This window comes from Cetobacterium sp. (assembly GCF_051653945.1).
GTDB lineage: Bacteria > Fusobacteriota > Fusobacteriia > Fusobacteriales > Fusobacteriaceae > Cetobacterium_A.
Genome location: NZ_JBOFXD010000116.1, coordinates 38,509 through 58,283 on the forward strand (window position 1 = coordinate 38,509; position 19,775 = coordinate 58,283).

Genomic DNA, 19,775 nt, shown 5'->3' on the forward strand with positions numbered 1-19,775 from the left:
GAGGCAAAAATGACAGCGTTTGGAGCAGTATTGGGATTAATAATAGCTATAATATTGATAATGAGAAAAGCTAATCCAGCTTATAGTTTAATTTTAGGTGCTATAATAGGAGGATTAGCAGGAGGAGTATCTCTTCCAGAAACAGTAAATCTAATGATTAGTGGAGTAAAGGATGTAACACCAGCTATAGTTAGAATTTTAACAGCTGGTATTTTAGCAGGAATATTGATAAAAACAGAAGCAGCTACAAAAATAGCTGAAACAATTATAGATACTTTAGGAGAAAAAAGAGCAATATTTGCGTTAGCTTTATCAGCTCTTATTTTAACGGCAATAGGAGTATTTATAGATGTAGCAGTAATAACTGTATCACCAATAGCTTTAGCTATTGCAAAAAGATTAAAAATATCTAAAATGGCAATGCTATGTGCGATGATAGGTGGTGGAAAATCAGGAAATATAATATCGCCAAATCCAAATACAATAGCAGCAGCAGAAAACTTTGGAGCACCACTTCCATCTGTTATGTGGGTAAATATAATACCAGCAATAGTTGGATTATTTGCAACAATTTTAATAGCTAAATTTTTAGTTGAAAAGGGTGAAAAGGTTTTAGAAAATGAAATTGAGCAGGGGAGTGAAGAAAATTTACCAAGTTTTTTTGGGAGTATAATAGGTCCAATTATAACAATAAGTTTATTAGCTTTAAGACCTATAGCTGGAATTAATATAGATCCATTAATTGCACTTCCAGTTGGAGGATTAGTTGGAATTGTAGCAATGGGAAAAACTTCAAAGTTAAAAGAATCTATGGAATATGGTTTACAAAAGATGTCAGGAGTAGCTATTCTTTTAATAGGTACAGGAACAGTTGCTGGAATAATAAAAAATTCAACATTAAAAGATGTTATACTATCAGTTTTAGGGAAAGCAAATATTAGTGAGCAATTGATAGCACCGATAGCAGGGGCTTTAATGTCAGGAGCAACAGCTTCAACAACAGCTGGAGCGACAATAGCATCAGCAACATTTTCTGGAGTGATATTAGCAGCAGGAGTAAGTGCTGTTTGGGGAGCCGCAATGGTAAACTCAGGAGCAACAGTTTTAGATCACCTACCTCATGGATCATTTTTCCATAGTACAGGTGGAGCTAGCAATACAAAGTTAGAAGAAAGATTAAAATTAATCCCTTATGAATGTGCAATAGGATTTATATTAGCTCTTTCTACTTTTGTAACTTATTTAGTAATAGGATAAAAAAAGATGCTGAAAATTTTTCAGCATCTTTTTTATATAATAATATCTTCCCTTTGAATCTCTTTAACTTCACCAGGAGTCATCCCCTCAAGAGTTAAATTACCAAACTTTACCCTCTTAAGATAGATAACTTTATTTTTAACAGCTTTTAACATTTTTTTAACTTGATGATATTTCCCCTCTGTAATAGTTAAGTGGATACTTTTAGAGGTTAAATATTCCACTTTACCTGGAAGTGCAGTATAGTTAGTATCTAAAACTACACCTTGTTCTAAAGCGACGATATCCTCTTGGGAAATTTCTCTATCTAGTTCAACATAGTATGTTTTTTCCATATTTCTATCTGGATGAGCCATAGCATGACTTAAATCTCCATCACTTGTAAAGAGTAGAACCCCCTCTGTATCACGATCAAGTCGCCCTACAGGGAAAACAGAATTTTTATCAATATATTCAGGTAGAAGTTCAGCAACAGTTTTTTTATTATCATCTTCCATGGCAGTTATATATCCTGATATTTTATACATAATATAGTATTTCAATTGTTTTTTCTCTGGAATTACTCCATCAAAAGTAATAATATCTTCTCCCCATTCAACATCAGTTGCATCATTAACTTCAATATTACCATTAACAGTAACTCTTCCTTGGGCAATTGCGGCTTTAATTTTTTTTCTACTTGCAACACCACAGAGAACTAAGTATTTTTCTAATCTCAAATTTTAACCTCACAAAATTTATTTTACATAAGATGTTAACATATTTTTGATAAATTTGCAAAATAGACTATTTTTTTCAAACAAATTATGCTAATTTATATGTGGGTTAAATAATTTTAAGTAAATTTTGGGAGGAAAAATGAGTTTTTTAGTAGAAAAGTTTTTACAGTATGTTCAGATTGATACAACAGCAGATGCTAAAAGTCAATCGTGTCCAAGTAGTGAGATTCAATGGAATTTAGCTAAGATTATAGTTAAAGATTTAGAGGAGATTGGTTTAGTAGATATATCATTAGATGAAAATGGATATATTATGGGGACACTGCCATCAAATACACAAAAGAGTATTCCAACAATTGGATTTATAGCACACATGGATACAGCTCCTTCATTTAATGGAAAAGATGTAAAACCAAGAGTTATAGAGAACTATGATGGGAATGATATTATATTAAATAGTGATTTAAATATATCAATGACAGTAAAAGATTTTCCAGAGTTAAAAAAATATGTAAATCAGAGATTAATTGTAACAGATGGAACAACGCTTTTAGGAGCAGATGACAAAGCTGGTATAGTTGAAATAATGACAGCATTAAAATATTTAAAAGAGAATCCAACTATTGAACATGGAGAGATTAAAATAGGAATAACTCCTGATGAAGAGATAGGAAGAGGAGCAAATCTATTTGATGTAGAAAAATTTGGAGCAAAGTTTGCCTATACAATTGACGGTGGAGAAATTGGAGAGTTAGAGTTTGAAAACTTCAATGCTGCATCAGCAAATATAGTAATCAAGGGAAGAGATATTCATCCGGGAGCTTCAAAAAATAAGATGATAAATGCTATGTTATTAGCAATGGAACTAAATGCTATGTTACCAGCTAATGAAAGACCTGAATATACAGAAGGTTATGAAGGATTCTTTTTATTAACGAATTTCAAAGGAACAATAGAAACAACAGAGATAGATTATATAATAAGAGATCATTCAAAAGAGAAGTTTTTAGAAAAGAAGGAACTGATTGAAAATGCTGTAAAATATCTTCAAGGAAAACACAAAGATGCAGAGATAATTCTAACATTAAAAGATAGCTATTATAATATGAGAGAGATGATAGAACCAGTTTATCATATTGTAGATTTAGCAAAAAATGCAATGCTAGAGGTTGGAGTAAAACCAATAATAAAACCAATTAGAGGTGGAACTGACGGAGCAAGACTGTCGTTTAAAGGATTACCTTGTCCAAACATATTCACAGGTGGACATAACTTTCACGGTAAATTTGAGTTTATTCCAATAGAATCAATGGAGCAATCAGTAAAAGTAATATTAAAAATTGTTGAAATTTTATCTAGATAGAAATAGTTTTGAGGAGGTAAAAATGAAAACATATCATTTTATAGTTAAAGGTGAAGTTCAAGGTGTTGGATATAGAATAACAACATATTTAAATGCCACAAGAATTGGAGTTACTGGTAGTGTAAAAAATTTACCAAATGATAATGTAGAAGTTTTTGCTCAAGGAGATGAAAAACTAATAGATAATTTTAAAAAATATTTAAAGATAGGTTCTTCTATGAGTCACGTTAGTGAGATAGATGAAGAGATATTAGATAAACCAGAATTTAAAGATTTTCAAGTTATATATTAATGGCGGTAGTTTTCTACCGCCATTTTTTAGTTATTATTTATTTAAAATATTATTTAAAAGCATTGCTAAATCTGCAGCATTACATTCAACGACATGAGCCGTAATTACCTCGTCATCTTCATTTTTTATATGTACAAAAACTCTATCATTTATTAAAAGAATTTCTGTAACAACTCCTTCAGCAATTTTATATGTACCTGTAGCTTTAGAAATAGCAAAAATTTCGAAACCTTCTGTTGTAATATCTAGTGAATCTAATTGTTGTTTCTTTAAAAAATCTCTTGCGAACATTTCTGATTGTACATAAAAATTTTCTAAAATCTCCACGTATTTACTTTTTTTTATTAATTTATCAACTAAAACAGCTAAAGAAAATGGATGATAAATCTCTTCTACACTGTATGGAGATGGAATTTGTTCCTTGTTCTTAAGAAAGATTTCAACTCCAGTTTCGCCATCTTTTATAGTTTCAATAATAGGTGTTTTACTATCATCAAGGTAATCTATAACGTCTATCTCTAAATTTCCAACAGATAATTTCTTAGTTTTTTCTTTTTTCATTAATATTTCGAATTCATCTTCAATTTTTTCATAAAAATTAACGATAAAATCATTAAAAAAATTTTCATACATAAATTAATCACCACCAATATTTTTTAACATATTATAACATAAAATATATGATATAATATACAGAAGAGAAAAAAATAGTGAGGTAGATAAAATGATAATTTGTCCAGTTTGTAATAAAAAAATGACAAGAATAGAAAGAAAATATATATGTGAGGGAAATCATAACTTTGATGTCTCAAAATATGGTCATGTAAACTTATTATTATCTAATCAGAAAAACAGTAAAATTCCTGGTGACAATAAAGAGATGGTCTTAAGTAGAAAAAACTATTTAGAGAAAGGTTATTACAAAGGAATATCTGATGGTGTTAATCAAATTGTTGAGAATTACTTAGATAATAAAAAAGAGTTAAATATACTAGATATAGGTTGTGGAGAGGGATATTATACAAATAGATTAAAAGAAAAACTAGATGCACTAAATATAAAGAGTGATATTGTAGGAATAGATATTTCAAAAGAGGCTGTTATTTCAGCAGCAAAGTCATATAAAAATATGGAATGGATTGTAGCAAGTGCAAGCTCTTTACCAATAGAGGATGAATCATTAGATTTTATAATCTGTATGTTTGCTAAAATAATACCAGAAGAAAATATGAGAACTTTAAAAAAGGGTGGAAAGTTAATAGTTGTTTCAACTGGTGAGAATCATCTATTACAATTAAAAGAGGTAGTTTACGAATCTGTAAGAAAAGAGTTCTACTCTCCTATAGAGGATTTAAAAATATTTAATCATTTAGAAACTGTAAATTTAAAGTATGAAACGGAAATTTTAGAAAAAGAAAGTATAGAAAATTTATTTAACATGACTCCTTATAGATGGAGAAGTCCACAAAAGGGTGTTGAAAAATTATTTGCATTAGATAGATTAAAAACTACGATTGAAGTGAATATAGATATTTTTGAAAAAAAATAAAAAAATAAAACTTTTTAAAAAAACTTTACGTCAAAAAAGTGTAATTAGAAAGTTAGAAATAATTTTTTAATTATAAGAAGATTTTATACTTACAAAAGTATTATTTAATCCCCCCTGTAGACGACCTTCTATCCCCCCCGGAAGGTCGTTTCGTTTTTTTGTACTTCTAATAAATATTTAGAAGTATTTTTTTTTATAAATTTATATTGTATAATATACTAGGCCAATTTTAGGGGGAGATAAAGTTGAAGCAAATAGATAGAGTTATTTTGATAAACGTAATAACAACAGCCATAGTTTCAGGTGTATTTAATGTTTTTACAGGAATACATGTTAAAAATTTAGGGTTTGGAGAGGGAATAGTAGGTCAAGTACTCTCAATTGGGAGTGTATCAATTGCATTAGGCTCAATGTTAAATGCTTATTTAAGTTCAAAAATTGGTTTCAAAAAAACAATTTCATTGGGACTGATTTTAATGAGTATTGGAATTTTAGGAGTAAGTTTTTTAACAAGTCCATTTTTAATCAAACTATTTTCAGGAGTGATGGGGCTTGGATATGGATTTCCATTTTCTTCAATAGGAGTACTTTTAATTGAAAACTCAACAGAAAAAGAGAGAGTAAAGGTTTTTAGTAAAAATTTTGTGAGTCAGAGTTTAGGAACTGTTTGTGCTAGTTATGGTGCTGGAAGATTAATTAAAACTTTTGGAAAAATATTTGCAGCAGAAAAATCAATTCCATTGGTTTATTTATTTTGTGCTCTTTTAATTTTATTTAGTTTTTATCCTTTAAATGGATTGAACGATAGAGAGGTAGTAAAAAGTAAGAAAAGCAAAGATTTTTTCAAAGGTTTTAAAGAGGTTATGAGTGGACAAGCTTTAAAATTTGTTATTTACAATACAATTATAGGTTTTGGAGCTGGATTAGTAATTCCGTTTTTTAGTGTATATTTAAAATTTTCTTTGAATATAGATAATGAAAAAGTTGGAGTTATTATGGGGTTATCTCAATTGGGATTAGTTATAGGAGGTTTATTAGTTCCACATATTTCCAAAGTATTAGGAAGAGAAAATACCGTTGTAATATGTCAACTGTTATCAATTCCATTTTTAATTTCAATTGCATTTCCTCAAGGTATATTTATATTGGGAGTTTCATTTTTGTTGAGATCAACTTTGATGAACTTAAATCAACCACTTATTCAAAATATATCTTTAGAAACCGTAGATTATGAAAATAGAGCGTTGATGAGTAGCATAGTATCTATGTCATCTAATGTAACAAGAGCAATAAGTATGATTATAGCAGGGTATTTAATGGAAAATATATCGTATAATTTTCCGTACTATCTAACTGTAGTTTTATATTTAATTGGAACTGCTGTTTTTTATAAAAATTTTAAAGTAGAAAAACCATTAAGAGGAGGAGCAGATGAATAAAAACTTTGTTCATTTACATTTACACACAGAGTACAGTCTCCTAGATGGGGTTGGAAGAATAGAGGAGTATTTAGAAAGAGCTAAAAGTTTAAATATGAAAGCAATAGCTATTACAGATCATGGGAATATGTACGGAGCTATAGAGTTTTATAAATGTGCTATGAAAAAAGGTATTAAACCAATTATTGGTATTGAAGCATATGTATCAGAATTTGAAATGGAAAAAAAAGAGGGAAGAAATTTTCATTTGATACTTCTAGCTAAAAATCTAACTGGTTATAAAAATCTTTTAAAAATATCTTCAGTAGGATTTTTGAAGGGATTTTATTATAGACCTCGTGTGGATAAAGAGTTTTTAAGAAAACATAGTGAGGGTATCATAGCTTTATCAGCATGTATGCAAGGAGAGGTTTCAAGGGCAATTCTTGAAAATGAAAATGAAAAAATTATAGATGAAAAAATAATGAGCTATATAGAAATTTTTGGTAAAGAAAATTTTTATTTAGAGGTTCAAGGAAATGGAGTCGATGGTCAAAGAGAGTTGAATAAAGAGTTACAAAGATACTCTAAAAAACATGAACTAAAATGTGTAGCAACAAATGATACACATTATGTTTATGAAGGTGATCATGTACTACAAGATTTAGTGATTTGCATTCAAACTGGAGCTAAGGTTTCAGATACAAATAGAATGAAAATTGAAACTAAAGAGTTATTTTTAAAAAGTAGAATGGAAGTTATAAATTCTTTAGGCGAAGAATTTATTGATGCTATTGATATGACTGAAGAGATAGCAGAAAAATGTAATTTGAATTTGGAATTTGGAGAGTTAAAGTTTCCGAAGTATGAAATCCCAAATTGTGTAAAAACTCCAGGAGAGTTTTTAAGAAAAATAGTCTATAAAGGATTATCTCAAAGATATCCAAGTGGTTTAAATGAGGAACTACTAAAAAGAGTAGAGTATGAATTAGATGTTATTTTGAAAATGGGTTATGAGGAATATTTTATAGTTGTATGGGATTTTATCTCTTATGCAAAAGGAAAAAATATACCAATTGGACCAGGAAGAGGATCAGCGGCAGGAAGTTTAGTAGCTTATGCTTTAAAAATAACAGATTTAGATCCAATAAAATATAACCTGATTTTTGAAAGATTCTTAAATCCTGAGAGAATATCGATGCCAGATATAGATATAGATATTTGTCAGGAGAGAAGAGAGGAAGTAATTGAATATGTTACTCAAAAATATGGCGAAGATAAAGTAGCACAAATAATAACTTTTGGTAGAATGAAAGCTAGAGCAGCTCTAAGAGATGTTGGAAGAGTGTTGGATGTTAACTTAGCTAAAGTTGATAAGATAGCAAAACTAATACCTGCATTTTCCACATTAGAGGAAGCATTGAAAGCAAATTCAGAGCTAAGAGATATATATACAGAGGACAGTGAAATTAGAAATCTAGTAAATCTGTCCCAAAGATTAGAGAATAAAGTTAGGCATGCTTCTATACATGCTGCTGGAGTTGTAATAACTAAAGATCCATTGATGGAGGTAGTTCCTTTATACAGTGACAATAAGGATCATAAAATTTCTACACAATATCAAATGAAGGAACTAGAGGAGCTAGGTCTACTTAAAATGGATTTTCTAGGACTTAGAAACTTAACTAATATTCAGAGAACTATTGAGTATATTAAGGAAAGCAAAGGAAAAGATATAAAGTTAGAAGAAATCTCATTAAATGAAGCTTCAGTCTATGAAATGCTCTCATCAGGAGATAGTTTAGGAGTGTTTCAACTAGAATCTATAGGTATAAGAAAAATATTAGTTCAATTAAAGCCTAGTAGATTTGAAGATGTTATCGCATTACTAGCTCTTTATCGTCCTGGACCGTTAGGGTCTGGAATGGTTGAGAGTTTTATAAATTGTAAAAATGGATTAGAAGAGATAAAATATCCTCATCCAACATTAGAAAAAGTGTTAAAAGAGACATATGGTGTTATCCTATATCAAGAACAAGTAATGAAAATAGCTAATATAATGGCGAGTTATTCTTTAGGAGAAGCTGATCTTTTGAGAAGAGCAATGGGGAAAAAACAAGCTTCTATAATGGATGAAAACAGGGAGAAGTTTGTTAAAAGATCTATAGATAATGGATATTCTAAAGAAAAAGCAGAAGAGATATTTGATTTGATAGATAAGTTTGCAGGATATGGATTTAATAAATCCCATTCAGCAGCTTATGCTTTAATAGCTTATTGGACAGCATATTTTAAATATTTTTATCCAGAGGAGTATTATGCTTCCATAATGACATCTGAAAAAAGTAATGTAGAAAATGTTGCATTTTATATAGAGGATGCAAAAGCACATAAATTAGAGTTGAAATTATCAGATGTTAATAACCCAGTATCTAAATTTACAGTAGAAAATGGTGGAATTAGATTCTCCCTAGCAGCTATAAAGAATGTTGGGGAAAGTTTAGCTCAAAAAATTCAAGTTGAATTTGAAAAAAATGGAAATTATTTAAGATACGAGGATTTTATTTATAGATTGAGAGGACAAGGGCTCAATAAAAAAAATATAGAAGCATTGGTTTATTCTGGAGCTTTGGATTCTCTTCCTGGAAATCGTAAGCAAAAGATAGAATCAATTGAGAAAGTTATCGATTATGCCAATAAAAAAATAAAAGAGGATGACATTCAGCAGATGAATCTTTTTGGAGGAGCAAAATCAGAGATGGTAAATTTTGTTTTACCCGATGTAACAGATTTTACCCCAGATGAAAAATTAGAAAAAGAAAAAGAGTTTTTAGGATTTTATTACAGTGCACATCCTCTAGATAAGTATGATTGGCTAATAAAAACATATAAAATGAACAAAATTTCAGAAATAAAATTAGAAAATTCCCTGCATATAATTAAAACTTATGGTATACTAAGGGATGTGAAAAAAATACTGACAAAAAAAACAAAAGAACCTATGTGCACTTTTGTTATTGAAGATTATTATGATCAAATTTCTGGAATTATTTTTCCAAGAGAGTATAAAGATTATTTAAATATAGAACTTGAAGGTAAAGCAGTAGTAATAGATGGGAGCATTCAAATTGATTATTTTAATGGAAATGAAAATAAAAAATTAGTTGTAAAAAGTATGAAAGCTTTAAATTCAATAGAGTTTAGTAAAAAAAATAGAATATATATATTAATTAATGAGAAATCTAAAGACAAGTATAATAGATTAAAAGAGATACTTTTAGATAATAAAGGAGAAGTTCCTTTAAGTTTTGCTATAGATATTGATGGAAATAAAGAGATAAAAAACTCAAAATTAACCATTGAAGTAACTCCTAGATTAATAAGAAAAATAGAGGAGTTGTTAGGAGAAAAAAGTGTAGTTATAAGATAAAATTACACTTGTAATGTAACCTTGAATGATTTTTTAAATTATGTTAAAATAAGTGATAAAAACTGATGGAGGAACTTATGAAAAAAGAAGAGTTTCAAATTGAAGATTTAATTAATGTTTTAAGTGAATGTGGATTAACTGAAATTAGTTATGAGGAAAATGAAAATTTAAAAATAAAAATAAAAAAATCTCCACAGCCAAAAGTTGTAATGCCTAAAGAAGCTCCACAGCCTGTGAAAGAGATGGGTAAAAAAGAGGAGAATATAAAAACTGTAGTTTCTACAGGAATAGGAAAATATTTCTATAAAGATACTGTTAAAATAGGTGATAAAATTAAAGTAGGACAAGATCTTGGTTATATTTATGTAATGGGATTAAAAACACCTTTAAAATCTACAGTAGGAGGAGAAGTAGTGGAGATAACTGTAGAAGATGGAGGAGTAGTTGACTACGGTAAAGTATTATTAAAAGTAAAGGCCACAGCAAGATAATTGGGAGGATTTTATGTTTAAAAAGATATTGATTGCTAATAGAGGTGAAATCGCTGTTAGAATAATAAGAGCAGCAAGAGAGTTAGGAATAAAAACAGTTGCTGTATATTCAGAAGCAGATAAAGATAGTTTACACGTTAGATTAGCAGATGAAGCAGTTTGTATAGGGGGACCTTTAAGTACAGAATCATATTTAAAAATACCTAATATATTGGCAGCAGCAGAGATAACAGGAGCAAATGCAATACATCCTGGATATGGATTCTTATCTGAAAATGCTAGATTTGCAAGAATATGCCAAACTCATAACATAACGTTTATTGGACCAAGTCCAGAAGCTATTGAAAGTATGGGTGATAAAGCTACAGCTAGAAAAACTGCGATAGAAAATGACGTACCATTGACAAATGGAACTGGAATTATAAGAAGTATAGAGGAAGCTAGAAAAGAAGTTGAAGAAAGAATAGGGTATCCAGTAATGATAAAAGCTACTGCTGGTGGTGGTGGAAAAGGTATGAGATTAGCTAGAACTCCACAAGAGTTAGAAAGCAAAATCATCGCTGCCCAAACAGAAGCAGAGTCTGCATTTGGAAATCCAGATGTTTATATAGAGAAGTTTGTTGAAAACCCAAGACACGTTGAAATTCAAATTATGGGAGATAAACATGGAAATGTTATTCACTTGGGAGAAAGAGATTGTTCTATTCAAAGAAGACATCAAAAGTTAATAGAGGAAGCACCATCATATAAATTGCCATCTAAAGTTAGAAAAGCAATGGGTGAAGCTGCTGTAAAATTAGCAAAATCAATTAATTACGATTCAGCAGGAACTTTAGAATTTCTAGTTGATAAAGATGATAACTTCTATTTCATGGAAATGAATACAAGAGTTCAAGTTGAACATACAGTGACTGAGATGGTTACTGGAATAGATATTATAAAATTACAAATCAAAGTTGCAGAAGGAGAAAGAATAAACATATCTCAAGAGGATGTTGTGTTATTTGGACATGCAATTGAGTGTAGAATAAATGCAGAGGATACAGCGGCAGGATTTTTACCATCGCCAGGGAAATTAGAAACTTACATTGTTCCTGGAGGACCTGGAGTTAGGGTAGATTCACACTCATATCAAGGATATGAAATTTCTCCATACTATGACTCTATGATTGGAAAGCTTATTGTCCATGGAATCACTAGAGAAGAAGCTATAGAAAAGATGAAAAGAGCTTTAAATGAATTTATTATAGAGGGAATTGATACGACAATACCGTTCCATTTAGAGGTATTAGATAATAAAGTATATAGAGCAGGAAAAGTTACAACGAAGTTTATTGAAGAAAATTTTGAAAAAAATTAAATAATAGCTAGGAAAAACTTTAAATAAATGTAATAATATATGTATAATATCTACGGAGGTGTTTTTATGAACGAGTTAGGAAATATAAAAATAGCAGATGATGTTGTAAAGACGATATCAGCAAAGGCAGCACAAGATGTTTCTGGAGTTTATAAATTAGCAGGTGGAGTAGCAGATGAAGTTAGTAAAATGCTAGGGAAAAAAAGACTTACAAATGGGGTTAAAGTAGAAGTTGGAGAAAAAGAGTGTAGTGTAGAGATATATATTATAGTTGAGTACGGCTATCAAATCTCTGAGGTTGCTCAAAATGTTCAAAAAAATGTTTTAACAGCAGTAAGTACAATGACTGGATTAAAAGTTGTAGAAGTGAATGTATTCGTACAAGATGTAAAAATTTTAACAGATGAGTATGAAGAAAAGCACGAGGATATAGAGATTGTATAATTAAAATATGAGAGAGGCGTTTTATTACGCCTCTAATCTTTCTTTACAGGGGTGAGTTTATTGATAAAAAAGTTAATATTTTTCTTTGCATGGATAGGAATATTTACTATAGCTGTAACAGGAATAGGGTATATAATAATGCCACAATATTTTTCAACAATAGACACAAGCTCACTTATATTTAAAGTTGTTATTTTTAATATATGCTTAATATATATGTGTATATCAATATTAAAATTATTATCTAATTTTTCCAAAGAAAAAGATTATGTTATAAAAAATGAGCATGGATCAGTTCATATTTCAACAGATACAGTAAAAAATTTAATAAGAGAGATTTTGTTAAAAGATAGTGATATAAAGGGTTTGAAAATAGAGTGTGGAAATAGAGGGAGCAAGTATTTTGTTAAATTAAATTTAGATATGATATCAAATAATAACTTGTCATCAAAAACAGTAGATATACAAAATTTGATAAAAACTAATTTAGAACAAAAGTTAGACTTAAAAGTTGATTATATAGAGGTAAAAATTTCTAGATTATCACCTAGAAGAGACTCAATTGAATAGGAGGAGCAAATATGATGTTAGAAAAGATTATTGAAAATTTTATTCTTAATTTTAAGAAATATCTATATGCCATCTTAGGATTAGTGATAGGAGTTCTTTTAGTTGAATATGGAGTGTTAAAAACAATTTTTGTATTATTTTTAGCATTTATCGGTTTTAAATTAGGGGATAGAGATTTTCAAGAGAAGTTAAAAAAACAAATATTAAATAGATTAAAGGATTAGAAAGGAAACAATAATGAGTAGAAGAGTAGCAAGAGAAGAGTTATTTAAAATAGTTTTTGAAGCGGAGTTAACTGAAGTAAAGATAGATGAAACTTTAGCAAGTTATTTGTTAAGAGATGAAACTAATTTAAATACAAATGAAAGAGAGTTTATTGAAAAATATTCTAATGGAATGGCTTTAAATGATGATAAAATTACAGAAACATTAAAAAATAATATCACTGGTTGGAGTTTAGAAAGAATCGGAAATGTTGAGAAAGCACTTTTAAAAATAGCAACATACGAGGTTTTATTTGAGGATGTTCCAGCTGAGATAGTTGTTAATGAAGTTGTAGAGTTAGCAAAAAAATATGGTGATGAAAAGTCACACGAATTTATCAATGGTGTTTTAGCAAAAGTAGTAGTTGAAAAAAGTAGATAATAAGTTTAAAAAGGAGAAGTAGTTCTAAAAATTACTTCTCCTTTTTTATTTTATATTATCTAATTTTTTCTAAAATTAATAGCTTCCAATAGATGTTGTTTTTCAATATTGAAAGAATCTTCTAAATCTGCGATTGTTCTAGCAACTTTTAAAATTTTGTGATATGTTCTCATAGATAGATTTAAATTTCTAATAGCTGCTCTAATTATTTGCTCACATTCATTATTTAAAGAGCAATATTTTTCAACTTCACTATTATTCATATCACGATTAAGTTTATTATTATTAAAACGTATATTTTGAAGTTCTCTAGCTTTGATAACTCTATCTCTAATAATTTGAGAGGTGTCACCTCGATCTTCATCTAAAATCTCTTTATCATTGAGTCTGTAGATTTCAACATATAAATCAATTCTATCGATGATAGGACCTGAAAGTTTTTTTGAATATCTTCTAATATCATAAGGTGTACACGTACATAACTCTTCATCAAATCCATTTCCGCAAAAACAGGGGTTACATGCAGCGATAAAGATTAATTTAGCGGGGAACTCCATTTTTCCTAAACTTCGTGTTATAGATATTCTTTTTTCCTCTAAAGGCTCTCTTAAACTTTCGATAACAACTCGATCAAACTCTGTAAATTCATCTAAAAATAATACACCATTATTAGCTAAACTTATTTCACCTGGCTTAGGTGTTCGGCCACCTCCAATTATGGAGGTTGTTGTAGAGGTATGGTGTGGCTCTCTAAATGGTCTATTGATAATAATTGGAACTCTTTCACTGAGTTCACCAGCAATACTATAAATTTTAGTAGTTTCAATAATTTCATTTTCTGACATAGGTGGTAGTATGCTAGTTAATCTTTTAGCTAACATAGATTTACCGCTTCCAGGAGCACCAATCATTATTATATTATGTCCTCCAGCAGCAGCAATTTCAAGTGCTCTTTTAGCTCGTATTTGTCCTTTAACATCCCACATATCTAAAGTATATTGAAAATTTTTTGCTGTATTTATAACTCTTTTACTACGAGTAATACCCTCTTCAATAAATTTAACAACATCTCTAAGATTTTTAACAGCTATGATCTCGATATCTTTTATAATAGAAGCCTCTTCTAAATTTTCTTCAGGAATAATAACACCTTTAAATCCTTTACTTTTAGCCAATAGAACTCCACTGATTATACCTTCAGACCTTCTAATTTCTCCAGTTAAAGAAAGCTCACCCATCAGTAGATATTCTCTTAAAATACCATTGTAATCTGAGAGAAATTTCATGCCAACCATTATTCCAATAGCAATAGGTAAATCAAAGTGTGACCCTCTTTTTTTTATGCTAGCAGGAGTTAAATTAACTACAATTCTTTTAGGGTCGAGTAAATACCCCATATTTTTAATCCCTGATCTTATTCGATCTCGACTTTCTGATATAGTTGCATCACCTAAGCCAACTATGTTAAAAATAGGAAGACCATTAGTCACATCCACTTCGACTTCAACTAAAAATGGTTCAACTCCTAAATAACTTGAGCTTAATACTCGAACTAACATAAAAACCTCCTTATTTATAAATATTATAAAATTTAAAATGGATTAAATTTATGACAAATATTGAAGTAAGTATTTTATATGACTACTGATATTTTATAATTTTCTTTTTTTTTTAAAAAATAAATAAAAAAAGTTTGACATATCCACGAAAAAAGTGTATATTATATTTGTAAACAGAATTGTAACAATTACAAAATAGTAACTATAACAATTTAAAGTAAATAAAAAAATAAAATATATGTAGAAAATAATCAAGGAGGATTTAAAATGGCAAAAGTAAAATGTACAGTATGTGGAGAAGTATTCGAAGAGGCTTTAGGAACTTGTCCTTTATGTAAGGTAGGATTAGATAAATGTGTTCCTTTTGATGAAACAGCAGGAAGAGTATGGGCAACTGAGCACAAAGTAGGAGAAGGATTAGCTTGCGGAGATGAAGAGATCATCGAAGGATTAAGAGCAAACTTTAACGGAGAGTGCATGGAAGTTGGAATGTACTTAGCAATGGCTAGAGTAGCAGATAGAGAAGGATATCCAGAAGTAGCAGAAGCTTACACAAGAATAGCTTTTGAAGAGGCTGGACACGCTGCAAGATTTGCAGAGTTATTAGGAGAGGTTGTAACTGACTCTACAGAAGAGAACTTAAAGAGAAGAGTAGAAGCTGAATACGGAGCAACTTCAGGAAAATTCGATATCGCAAAAAGAGCTAAGCAATTAGGATTAGATGCAATTCACGATACAGTTCATGAAATGGCTAAAGATGAAGCTAGACACGGAAGAGCTTTCTTAGGATTATTAGAGAGACATTTCCAAAAATAATAGATAAATAGTTAGAGTGCTTAATATGTTTAAGCACTCTTTTTCGTTATGTTGAAGTTTTTATTAGATTGTGATACTATTAAAGTATTATAAAAGAATAAAAGGTGAGATGCTTGGGGAAAATAATTTATGTAACAGGTGGAGCAAGAAGTGGAAAAAGTTCTTTTGCTGAAAAAAAAGTTTTTCAATTGAATAAAGAAAAAATTTATGTAGCTACAGCGATATCTTTTGATGAAGAGATGAAAGAAAGAGTAAGATTACATAAAATTCAAAGAGGAGAGAATTGGGTAACAATAGAAGCATACAGAAATCTTTATAAAATTTTAGAAGAATATAAAGATTTGAATGGAGTTGTATTGCTAGATTGTTTAACAAATTTAGTCTCAAATATTATGATTATGGATAGAAATATCAACTGGGATAAGATAACTCAAGATATTGTTAAAGAGGTTGAGGAAGAGATTGAGAATGAAGTTCAAAAATTAATAGATTTTATAAAAAATAGTTCATTAGATATGGTTGTAGTTTCTAATGAAGTTGGAATGGGCTTAGTTCCTCCATATGCTTTAGGAAGATATTTTAGAGATATTGGTGGCAGAATAAATCAATTGGTTGGAAGAGAATGCCATGAGGCTTATTTAATAGTTTCTGGATTAGAGTTAAAATTAAAATAGAGTTTGGAGGAGAGAATGAGAGGGTTAGCTTTACTTTTTAAATTTATGACAAGATTACCATTTCCTGGAGGAAATACTTTTGATTCAAAAGCTTTAGGAAAAGGAATGAAGTGGTTTCCAATAGTAGGATTAGTAATAGGTATTATAAACTTTATTGTGGCGACAGCTTTAGAAGGGTTTATCCCATCGCCTGTTTTAATGGCAATAATTTTAGTTACACTTGACGTTATAGTAACTGGTGGATTACATTTAGATGGGCTAGCAGATACTTTTGATGGTATATTTAGCTATAGAAGTAAACAAAAAATGTTAGAGATTATGAAAGACTCTAGAGTTGGAACAAACGGTGTTTTAGTTTTAATACTTTATTTTATATTTAAAGTTGCTTTTTTAGTAGAAACATCGGAGTTATTTGGAATAGATCAAGGTGTAATAATGCTTATTGTACCTATATTAGCTAGAATAAATAGTGTAGTTAACTGTGCTTTTGAGCCTTATGCAAGAGCCACTGGAATGGGTAAAACTTTTGTGGATAATACTGATAAAACTGGATTATTAATATCTTATATCACAGTTACAATTATGTTATACGGAATTTCTCAGTTCTTTATGCTACCTTTTACAAATTTATTTATTGTTTTAAATATATTAGTAATTTGTGGATTTTTCTTTGGAAAGTTAATGACAAAAAAAATAGGTGGTATAACTGGAGATACTTTAGGAGCACTACTAGAACTATCTTCAGTACTTTCATTAGTTTTAATGTATATAGTTTTATAGGTGAGATTAATGGGAAGAGTTATTTTAGTTAGACATGGTGAATCGAAATTAAATATTGAAGGGGTTTACTATGGAGTCTTAGATCCAGAATTAACAAAAAAAGGGAAAGAGCAGGCACAAAAAACTAGGGAAATTTTAAAAAATATAAATTATGAGAAGATATATGCAAGTGATTTAAAAAGAGCAATAGACACAGCAGAGATTGTAAATTATAAAAAATTAGAAATTTTAATTGATCAAGAATTACGTGAATTGAATTTTGGAATATTTGAAGGATATACCTATGAAGAACTTTTAGAGAAATATCCAGAGGAGTTAGAAAAAAGTCAAAGTAATTGGGAAAATTATAATTATATAACTGGTGAAAGTGTTTTAGAGCTTCAAAAAAGAGCTATTAATTTTATAGAGAAGAAAGTTGATTTAGATGGAGATACGGTATTAGTTACTCATTGGGGAGTAATTAATACTATTTTAAGTCATTACTTTTCTAATGGATTAGAATCTTATTGGAAATTTAGTGTAGAAAATGGTGGGATAGTTATAATTGAATTTTCTGAAGGATATCCAATATTAAAGGGATTAAATATAGGGGGCTAAAATTGGACAGAATAAAAAAGATTCAAAATGAGATTGTTGGTGTTGATATAGAAGCTATAAAAGAGTGTAAAAAAATATTAGACTCAAGAATGAAGCCTGAGAAAAGTTTAGGTGTTTTAGAGGATTTAGCAATGAAAGTGGCGGGAATAACAGGACACCCCTTAAATGAACTAAAAACTGGATGTCATTTTATAGCATCAGCAGATAATGGAGTTATAGAAGAAGGAGTATCCTCTTGTCCTATAGAGTATACGAGAATAGTTTCAGAAGCAATGTTAAGCTCTTTTGCAGCTATTGGAATTTTATGTAAAAGTTTAGGAATACCTCTAAATTTGATAGATATAGGAATTAAAGGAGATATTCCAAGAAGCTATGAAAATTTATATATAAAAAAAATAGCTTATGGAACTAAAAATTTTACTAAAGAGCCTGCGATGAGCTTAGATGAAGTAATAGAGGCAATCTTGGCTGGAGTAGAAATAATAAAAGATAAAAAAGAATATGATTTTTTCTCTAATGGAGAGATGGGAATAGCTAATACAACAACAAGTTCAGCTATTTTATATGCTTTGACAAAAGAGGAGATAGAAAAAGTTGTTGGTTGTGGTGCAGGTCTTTCAGACGAGGGATTAAAAAGAAAAAAGGATGTTATAAAAGAAGCTTGTATTAAATATGATTTATTTAACAAAGAACCAATAGAAGTTTTAAGATGTGTAGGTGGCCTTGATATTGCTTGTATGGTGGGACTTTATTTAGGGGCGGCATCAGAAAGAAAACCTATGTTAATAGATGGATTTATATCAGCAGTAGCTGCATTAGTAGCAACTAAAATAGAACCAAAAGTAAAAGATTACTTAATTGGAACTCATATGAGTGAAGAACCAGGAATGAAAGTTGTTATGTCAGCATTGGATTTAAAAACATTTTTGCATATGGAGATGCGTTTAGGAGAAGGAACAGGAGCAGTTTTAGCATATCCTATTTTGAAAGCTGCAGTAGAGATTCCTAAAATAATGAAAACAAAAGACGAGGTTTATGAAATATTTCAATAAAGTAATAAGGGGTGATTATTTTGGAAAAAAACCAAATGCAAGGACACCGAAAGAGATTACGAGAGAAGTATTTAAAAATTGGATATAAAGGTTTAGAGGACTATGAAATTTTAGAGTTATTGTTGACATACTCAATAAAATTAAAAGATTGCAAAGGGATTGCAAAGAATTTATTATTAAAATTTAAAACTATCAATAAGGTAATAAATGCTGAGTTAAATGATTTAAAAGAAGTTGAAGGTGTAGGTTTAGAAACAGCTTTGTATTTAAAAGTAATTGGTGATACAATGTCAAATCATTATTTTAAAAATTTAGATAAAGCTGATTTAACAACTTTAAAAGGCAAAAATGATTTGGTAAATTATTTGAAGGATGATGTGGGTACTTTGAAAAGTGAAGAGTTTAAAGTAATTTACCTAAGTAGTGATAATAAGATTGTTTGTGACGAGATTTTATTTAAGGGAACAATTGACAGAAGTGTAGTTTATCCCAGAAAGATAATGGAAAGAGCAATTGATAATAGAGCTAAGGGAATAATATTTGCTCATAATCATCCAAGTGGAAATTTAACTCCATCTAAAAAAGATATTGAATTAACCTTAGAAATGCAAGAGTTGCTAGAAAAGGTAGATATAAAATTGTTAGATCATATTATTGTTAGTGACGAGTCTTATTTTAGTTTTTATGAAAATGGATTAATTGAATATTATTAAAAATTTTAGCCCTCTTACATTGATTAAGAGGGTCTTTTAGTAAGGA

General features: G+C 29.5%; 21 protein-coding genes. 18 read left to right on the forward strand and 3 right to left on the reverse strand.

Annotated features, from left to right (window positions below):
• Positions 1–9 precede the first annotated feature (9 nt).
• Positions 10–1,257 carry a GntP family permease gene (locus tag ACRC8M_RS12335; RefSeq protein ID WP_438529410.1) on the forward strand — a complete coding sequence of 416 codons (1,248 nt, stop codon included), beginning with the start codon at positions 10–12 and terminating at the stop codon, positions 1,255–1,257.
• Positions 1,258–1,289: 32 nt separating this feature from the next.
• On the opposite strand, the gene ACRC8M_RS12340 is transcribed toward ACRC8M_RS12335, so the two are convergent.
• The gene (locus ACRC8M_RS12340) at positions 1,290–1,976 is read right to left on the reverse strand and encodes a pseudouridine synthase (RefSeq protein ID WP_438529411.1); all 687 of its coding nucleotides are present in this window, start codon (positions 1,974–1,976) and stop codon (positions 1,290–1,292) included.
• A 139-nt stretch (positions 1,977–2,115) separates the two neighbouring features.
• Here ACRC8M_RS12340 and pepT point away from each other — a divergent pair, with 139 nt between their 5' ends.
• Together pepT and ACRC8M_RS12350 are read left to right on the forward strand one after the other, a co-directional pair.
• Positions 2,116–3,339 carry a peptidase T gene (gene pepT, locus ACRC8M_RS12345; protein ID WP_438529412.1) on the forward strand — a complete coding sequence of 408 codons (1,224 nt, stop codon included), beginning with the start codon at positions 2,116–2,118 and terminating at the stop codon, positions 3,337–3,339.
• A 22-nt stretch (positions 3,340–3,361) separates the two neighbouring features.
• Complete coding sequence (locus ACRC8M_RS12350; protein ID WP_438529413.1) at positions 3,362–3,631, forward strand: acylphosphatase; 270 nt, start codon at positions 3,362–3,364, stop codon at positions 3,629–3,631.
• Positions 3,632–3,664: 33 nt separating this feature from the next.
• Here ACRC8M_RS12350 and ACRC8M_RS12355 read toward each other — a convergent pair whose 3' ends face one another.
• On the reverse strand, positions 3,665–4,264 hold the full coding sequence (locus ACRC8M_RS12355; protein ID WP_438529414.1) for a hypothetical protein: 600 nt from the start codon (positions 4,262–4,264) through the stop codon (positions 3,665–3,667).
• Positions 4,265–4,355: 91 nt separating this feature from the next.
• On the opposite strand from ACRC8M_RS12355, the gene ACRC8M_RS12360 reads away from it, so the two are divergent.
• The 9 genes from ACRC8M_RS12360 to nusB all read left to right on the forward strand — a co-directional run bounded on the left by ACRC8M_RS12360 (position 4,356) and on the right by nusB (position 13,538).
• The gene (locus ACRC8M_RS12360; protein ID WP_438529415.1) at positions 4,356–5,180 is read left to right on the forward strand and encodes a methyltransferase domain-containing protein; all 825 of its coding nucleotides are present in this window, start codon (positions 4,356–4,358) and stop codon (positions 5,178–5,180) included.
• 245 nt (positions 5,181–5,425) lie between these two features.
• Complete coding sequence (locus ACRC8M_RS12365; protein ID WP_438529416.1) at positions 5,426–6,619, forward strand: MFS transporter; 1,194 nt, start codon at positions 5,426–5,428, stop codon at positions 6,617–6,619.
• Positions 6,612–10,028: a DNA polymerase III subunit alpha gene (locus tag ACRC8M_RS12370; protein WP_438529417.1), complete on the forward strand. Its 3,417-nt coding sequence runs from the start codon at positions 6,612–6,614 to the stop codon at positions 10,026–10,028. Before ACRC8M_RS12365 ends, ACRC8M_RS12370 begins: the two co-directional genes overlap by 8 nt.
• Positions 10,029–10,105: 77 nt before the next feature.
• Positions 10,106–10,519 carry an acetyl-CoA carboxylase biotin carboxyl carrier protein gene (locus tag ACRC8M_RS12375; protein WP_438529418.1) on the forward strand — a complete coding sequence of 138 codons (414 nt, stop codon included), beginning with the start codon at positions 10,106–10,108 and terminating at the stop codon, positions 10,517–10,519.
• 13 nt (positions 10,520–10,532) lie between these two features.
• Positions 10,533–11,879 carry an acetyl-CoA carboxylase biotin carboxylase subunit gene (gene accC / locus ACRC8M_RS12380; RefSeq protein ID WP_438529419.1) on the forward strand — a complete coding sequence of 449 codons (1,347 nt, stop codon included), beginning with the start codon at positions 10,533–10,535 and terminating at the stop codon, positions 11,877–11,879.
• A 66-nt stretch (positions 11,880–11,945) separates the two neighbouring features.
• Entirely contained in the window at positions 11,946–12,323 is a 378-nt protein-coding gene (locus tag ACRC8M_RS12385; protein WP_040405960.1) for an Asp23/Gls24 family envelope stress response protein, read from the forward strand.
• Between the two features lie 60 nt (positions 12,324–12,383).
• Complete coding sequence (gene amaP / locus ACRC8M_RS12390) at positions 12,384–12,893, forward strand: alkaline shock response membrane anchor protein AmaP (RefSeq protein WP_438529420.1); 510 nt, start codon at positions 12,384–12,386, stop codon at positions 12,891–12,893.
• 11 nt (positions 12,894–12,904) lie between these two features.
• Complete coding sequence (locus ACRC8M_RS12395; protein ID WP_438529421.1) at positions 12,905–13,117, forward strand: DUF2273 domain-containing protein; 213 nt, start codon at positions 12,905–12,907, stop codon at positions 13,115–13,117.
• Positions 13,118–13,130: 13 nt separating this feature from the next.
• Positions 13,131–13,538: a transcription antitermination factor NusB gene (gene nusB / locus ACRC8M_RS12400; protein WP_438529422.1), complete on the forward strand. Its 408-nt coding sequence runs from the start codon at positions 13,131–13,133 to the stop codon at positions 13,536–13,538.
• A 59-nt stretch (positions 13,539–13,597) separates the two neighbouring features.
• Here the strand turns inward: nusB and ACRC8M_RS12405 are convergent, their stop codons facing one another.
• On the reverse strand, positions 13,598–15,097 hold the full coding sequence (locus ACRC8M_RS12405) for a YifB family Mg chelatase-like AAA ATPase (protein WP_438529423.1): 1,500 nt from the start codon (positions 15,095–15,097) through the stop codon (positions 13,598–13,600).
• Between the two features lie 267 nt (positions 15,098–15,364).
• Between ACRC8M_RS12405 and ACRC8M_RS12410 the strand changes: the two genes are divergently transcribed.
• The 6 genes from ACRC8M_RS12410 (at position 15,365) to radC (ending at position 19,729) form a co-directional block, all read left to right on the forward strand.
• Entirely contained in the window at positions 15,365–15,913 is a 549-nt protein-coding gene (locus ACRC8M_RS12410; RefSeq protein ID WP_438529424.1) for a ferritin-like domain-containing protein, read from the forward strand.
• A 113-nt stretch (positions 15,914–16,026) separates the two neighbouring features.
• Complete coding sequence (gene cobU / locus ACRC8M_RS12415; protein WP_438529425.1) at positions 16,027–16,587, forward strand: bifunctional adenosylcobinamide kinase/adenosylcobinamide-phosphate guanylyltransferase; 561 nt, start codon at positions 16,027–16,029, stop codon at positions 16,585–16,587.
• Positions 16,588–16,602: 15 nt separating this feature from the next.
• On the forward strand, positions 16,603–17,367 hold the full coding sequence (cobS, locus tag ACRC8M_RS12420; RefSeq protein ID WP_438529427.1) for an adenosylcobinamide-GDP ribazoletransferase: 765 nt from the start codon (positions 16,603–16,605) through the stop codon (positions 17,365–17,367).
• A gap of 9 nt (positions 17,368–17,376) precedes the next feature.
• Positions 17,377–17,964, forward strand: coding sequence for a histidine phosphatase family protein (locus ACRC8M_RS12425; protein ID WP_438529428.1), 588 nt, complete (start codon positions 17,377–17,379; stop codon positions 17,962–17,964).
• A 2-nt stretch (positions 17,965–17,966) separates the two neighbouring features.
• Positions 17,967–19,016: a nicotinate-nucleotide--dimethylbenzimidazole phosphoribosyltransferase gene (gene cobT, locus ACRC8M_RS12430; RefSeq protein WP_438529429.1), complete on the forward strand. Its 1,050-nt coding sequence runs from the start codon at positions 17,967–17,969 to the stop codon at positions 19,014–19,016.
• A gap of 20 nt (positions 19,017–19,036) precedes the next feature.
• Entirely contained in the window at positions 19,037–19,729 is a 693-nt protein-coding gene (gene radC, locus ACRC8M_RS12435) for a RadC family protein (RefSeq protein ID WP_438529430.1), read from the forward strand.
• Positions 19,730–19,775 lie beyond the last annotated feature (46 nt).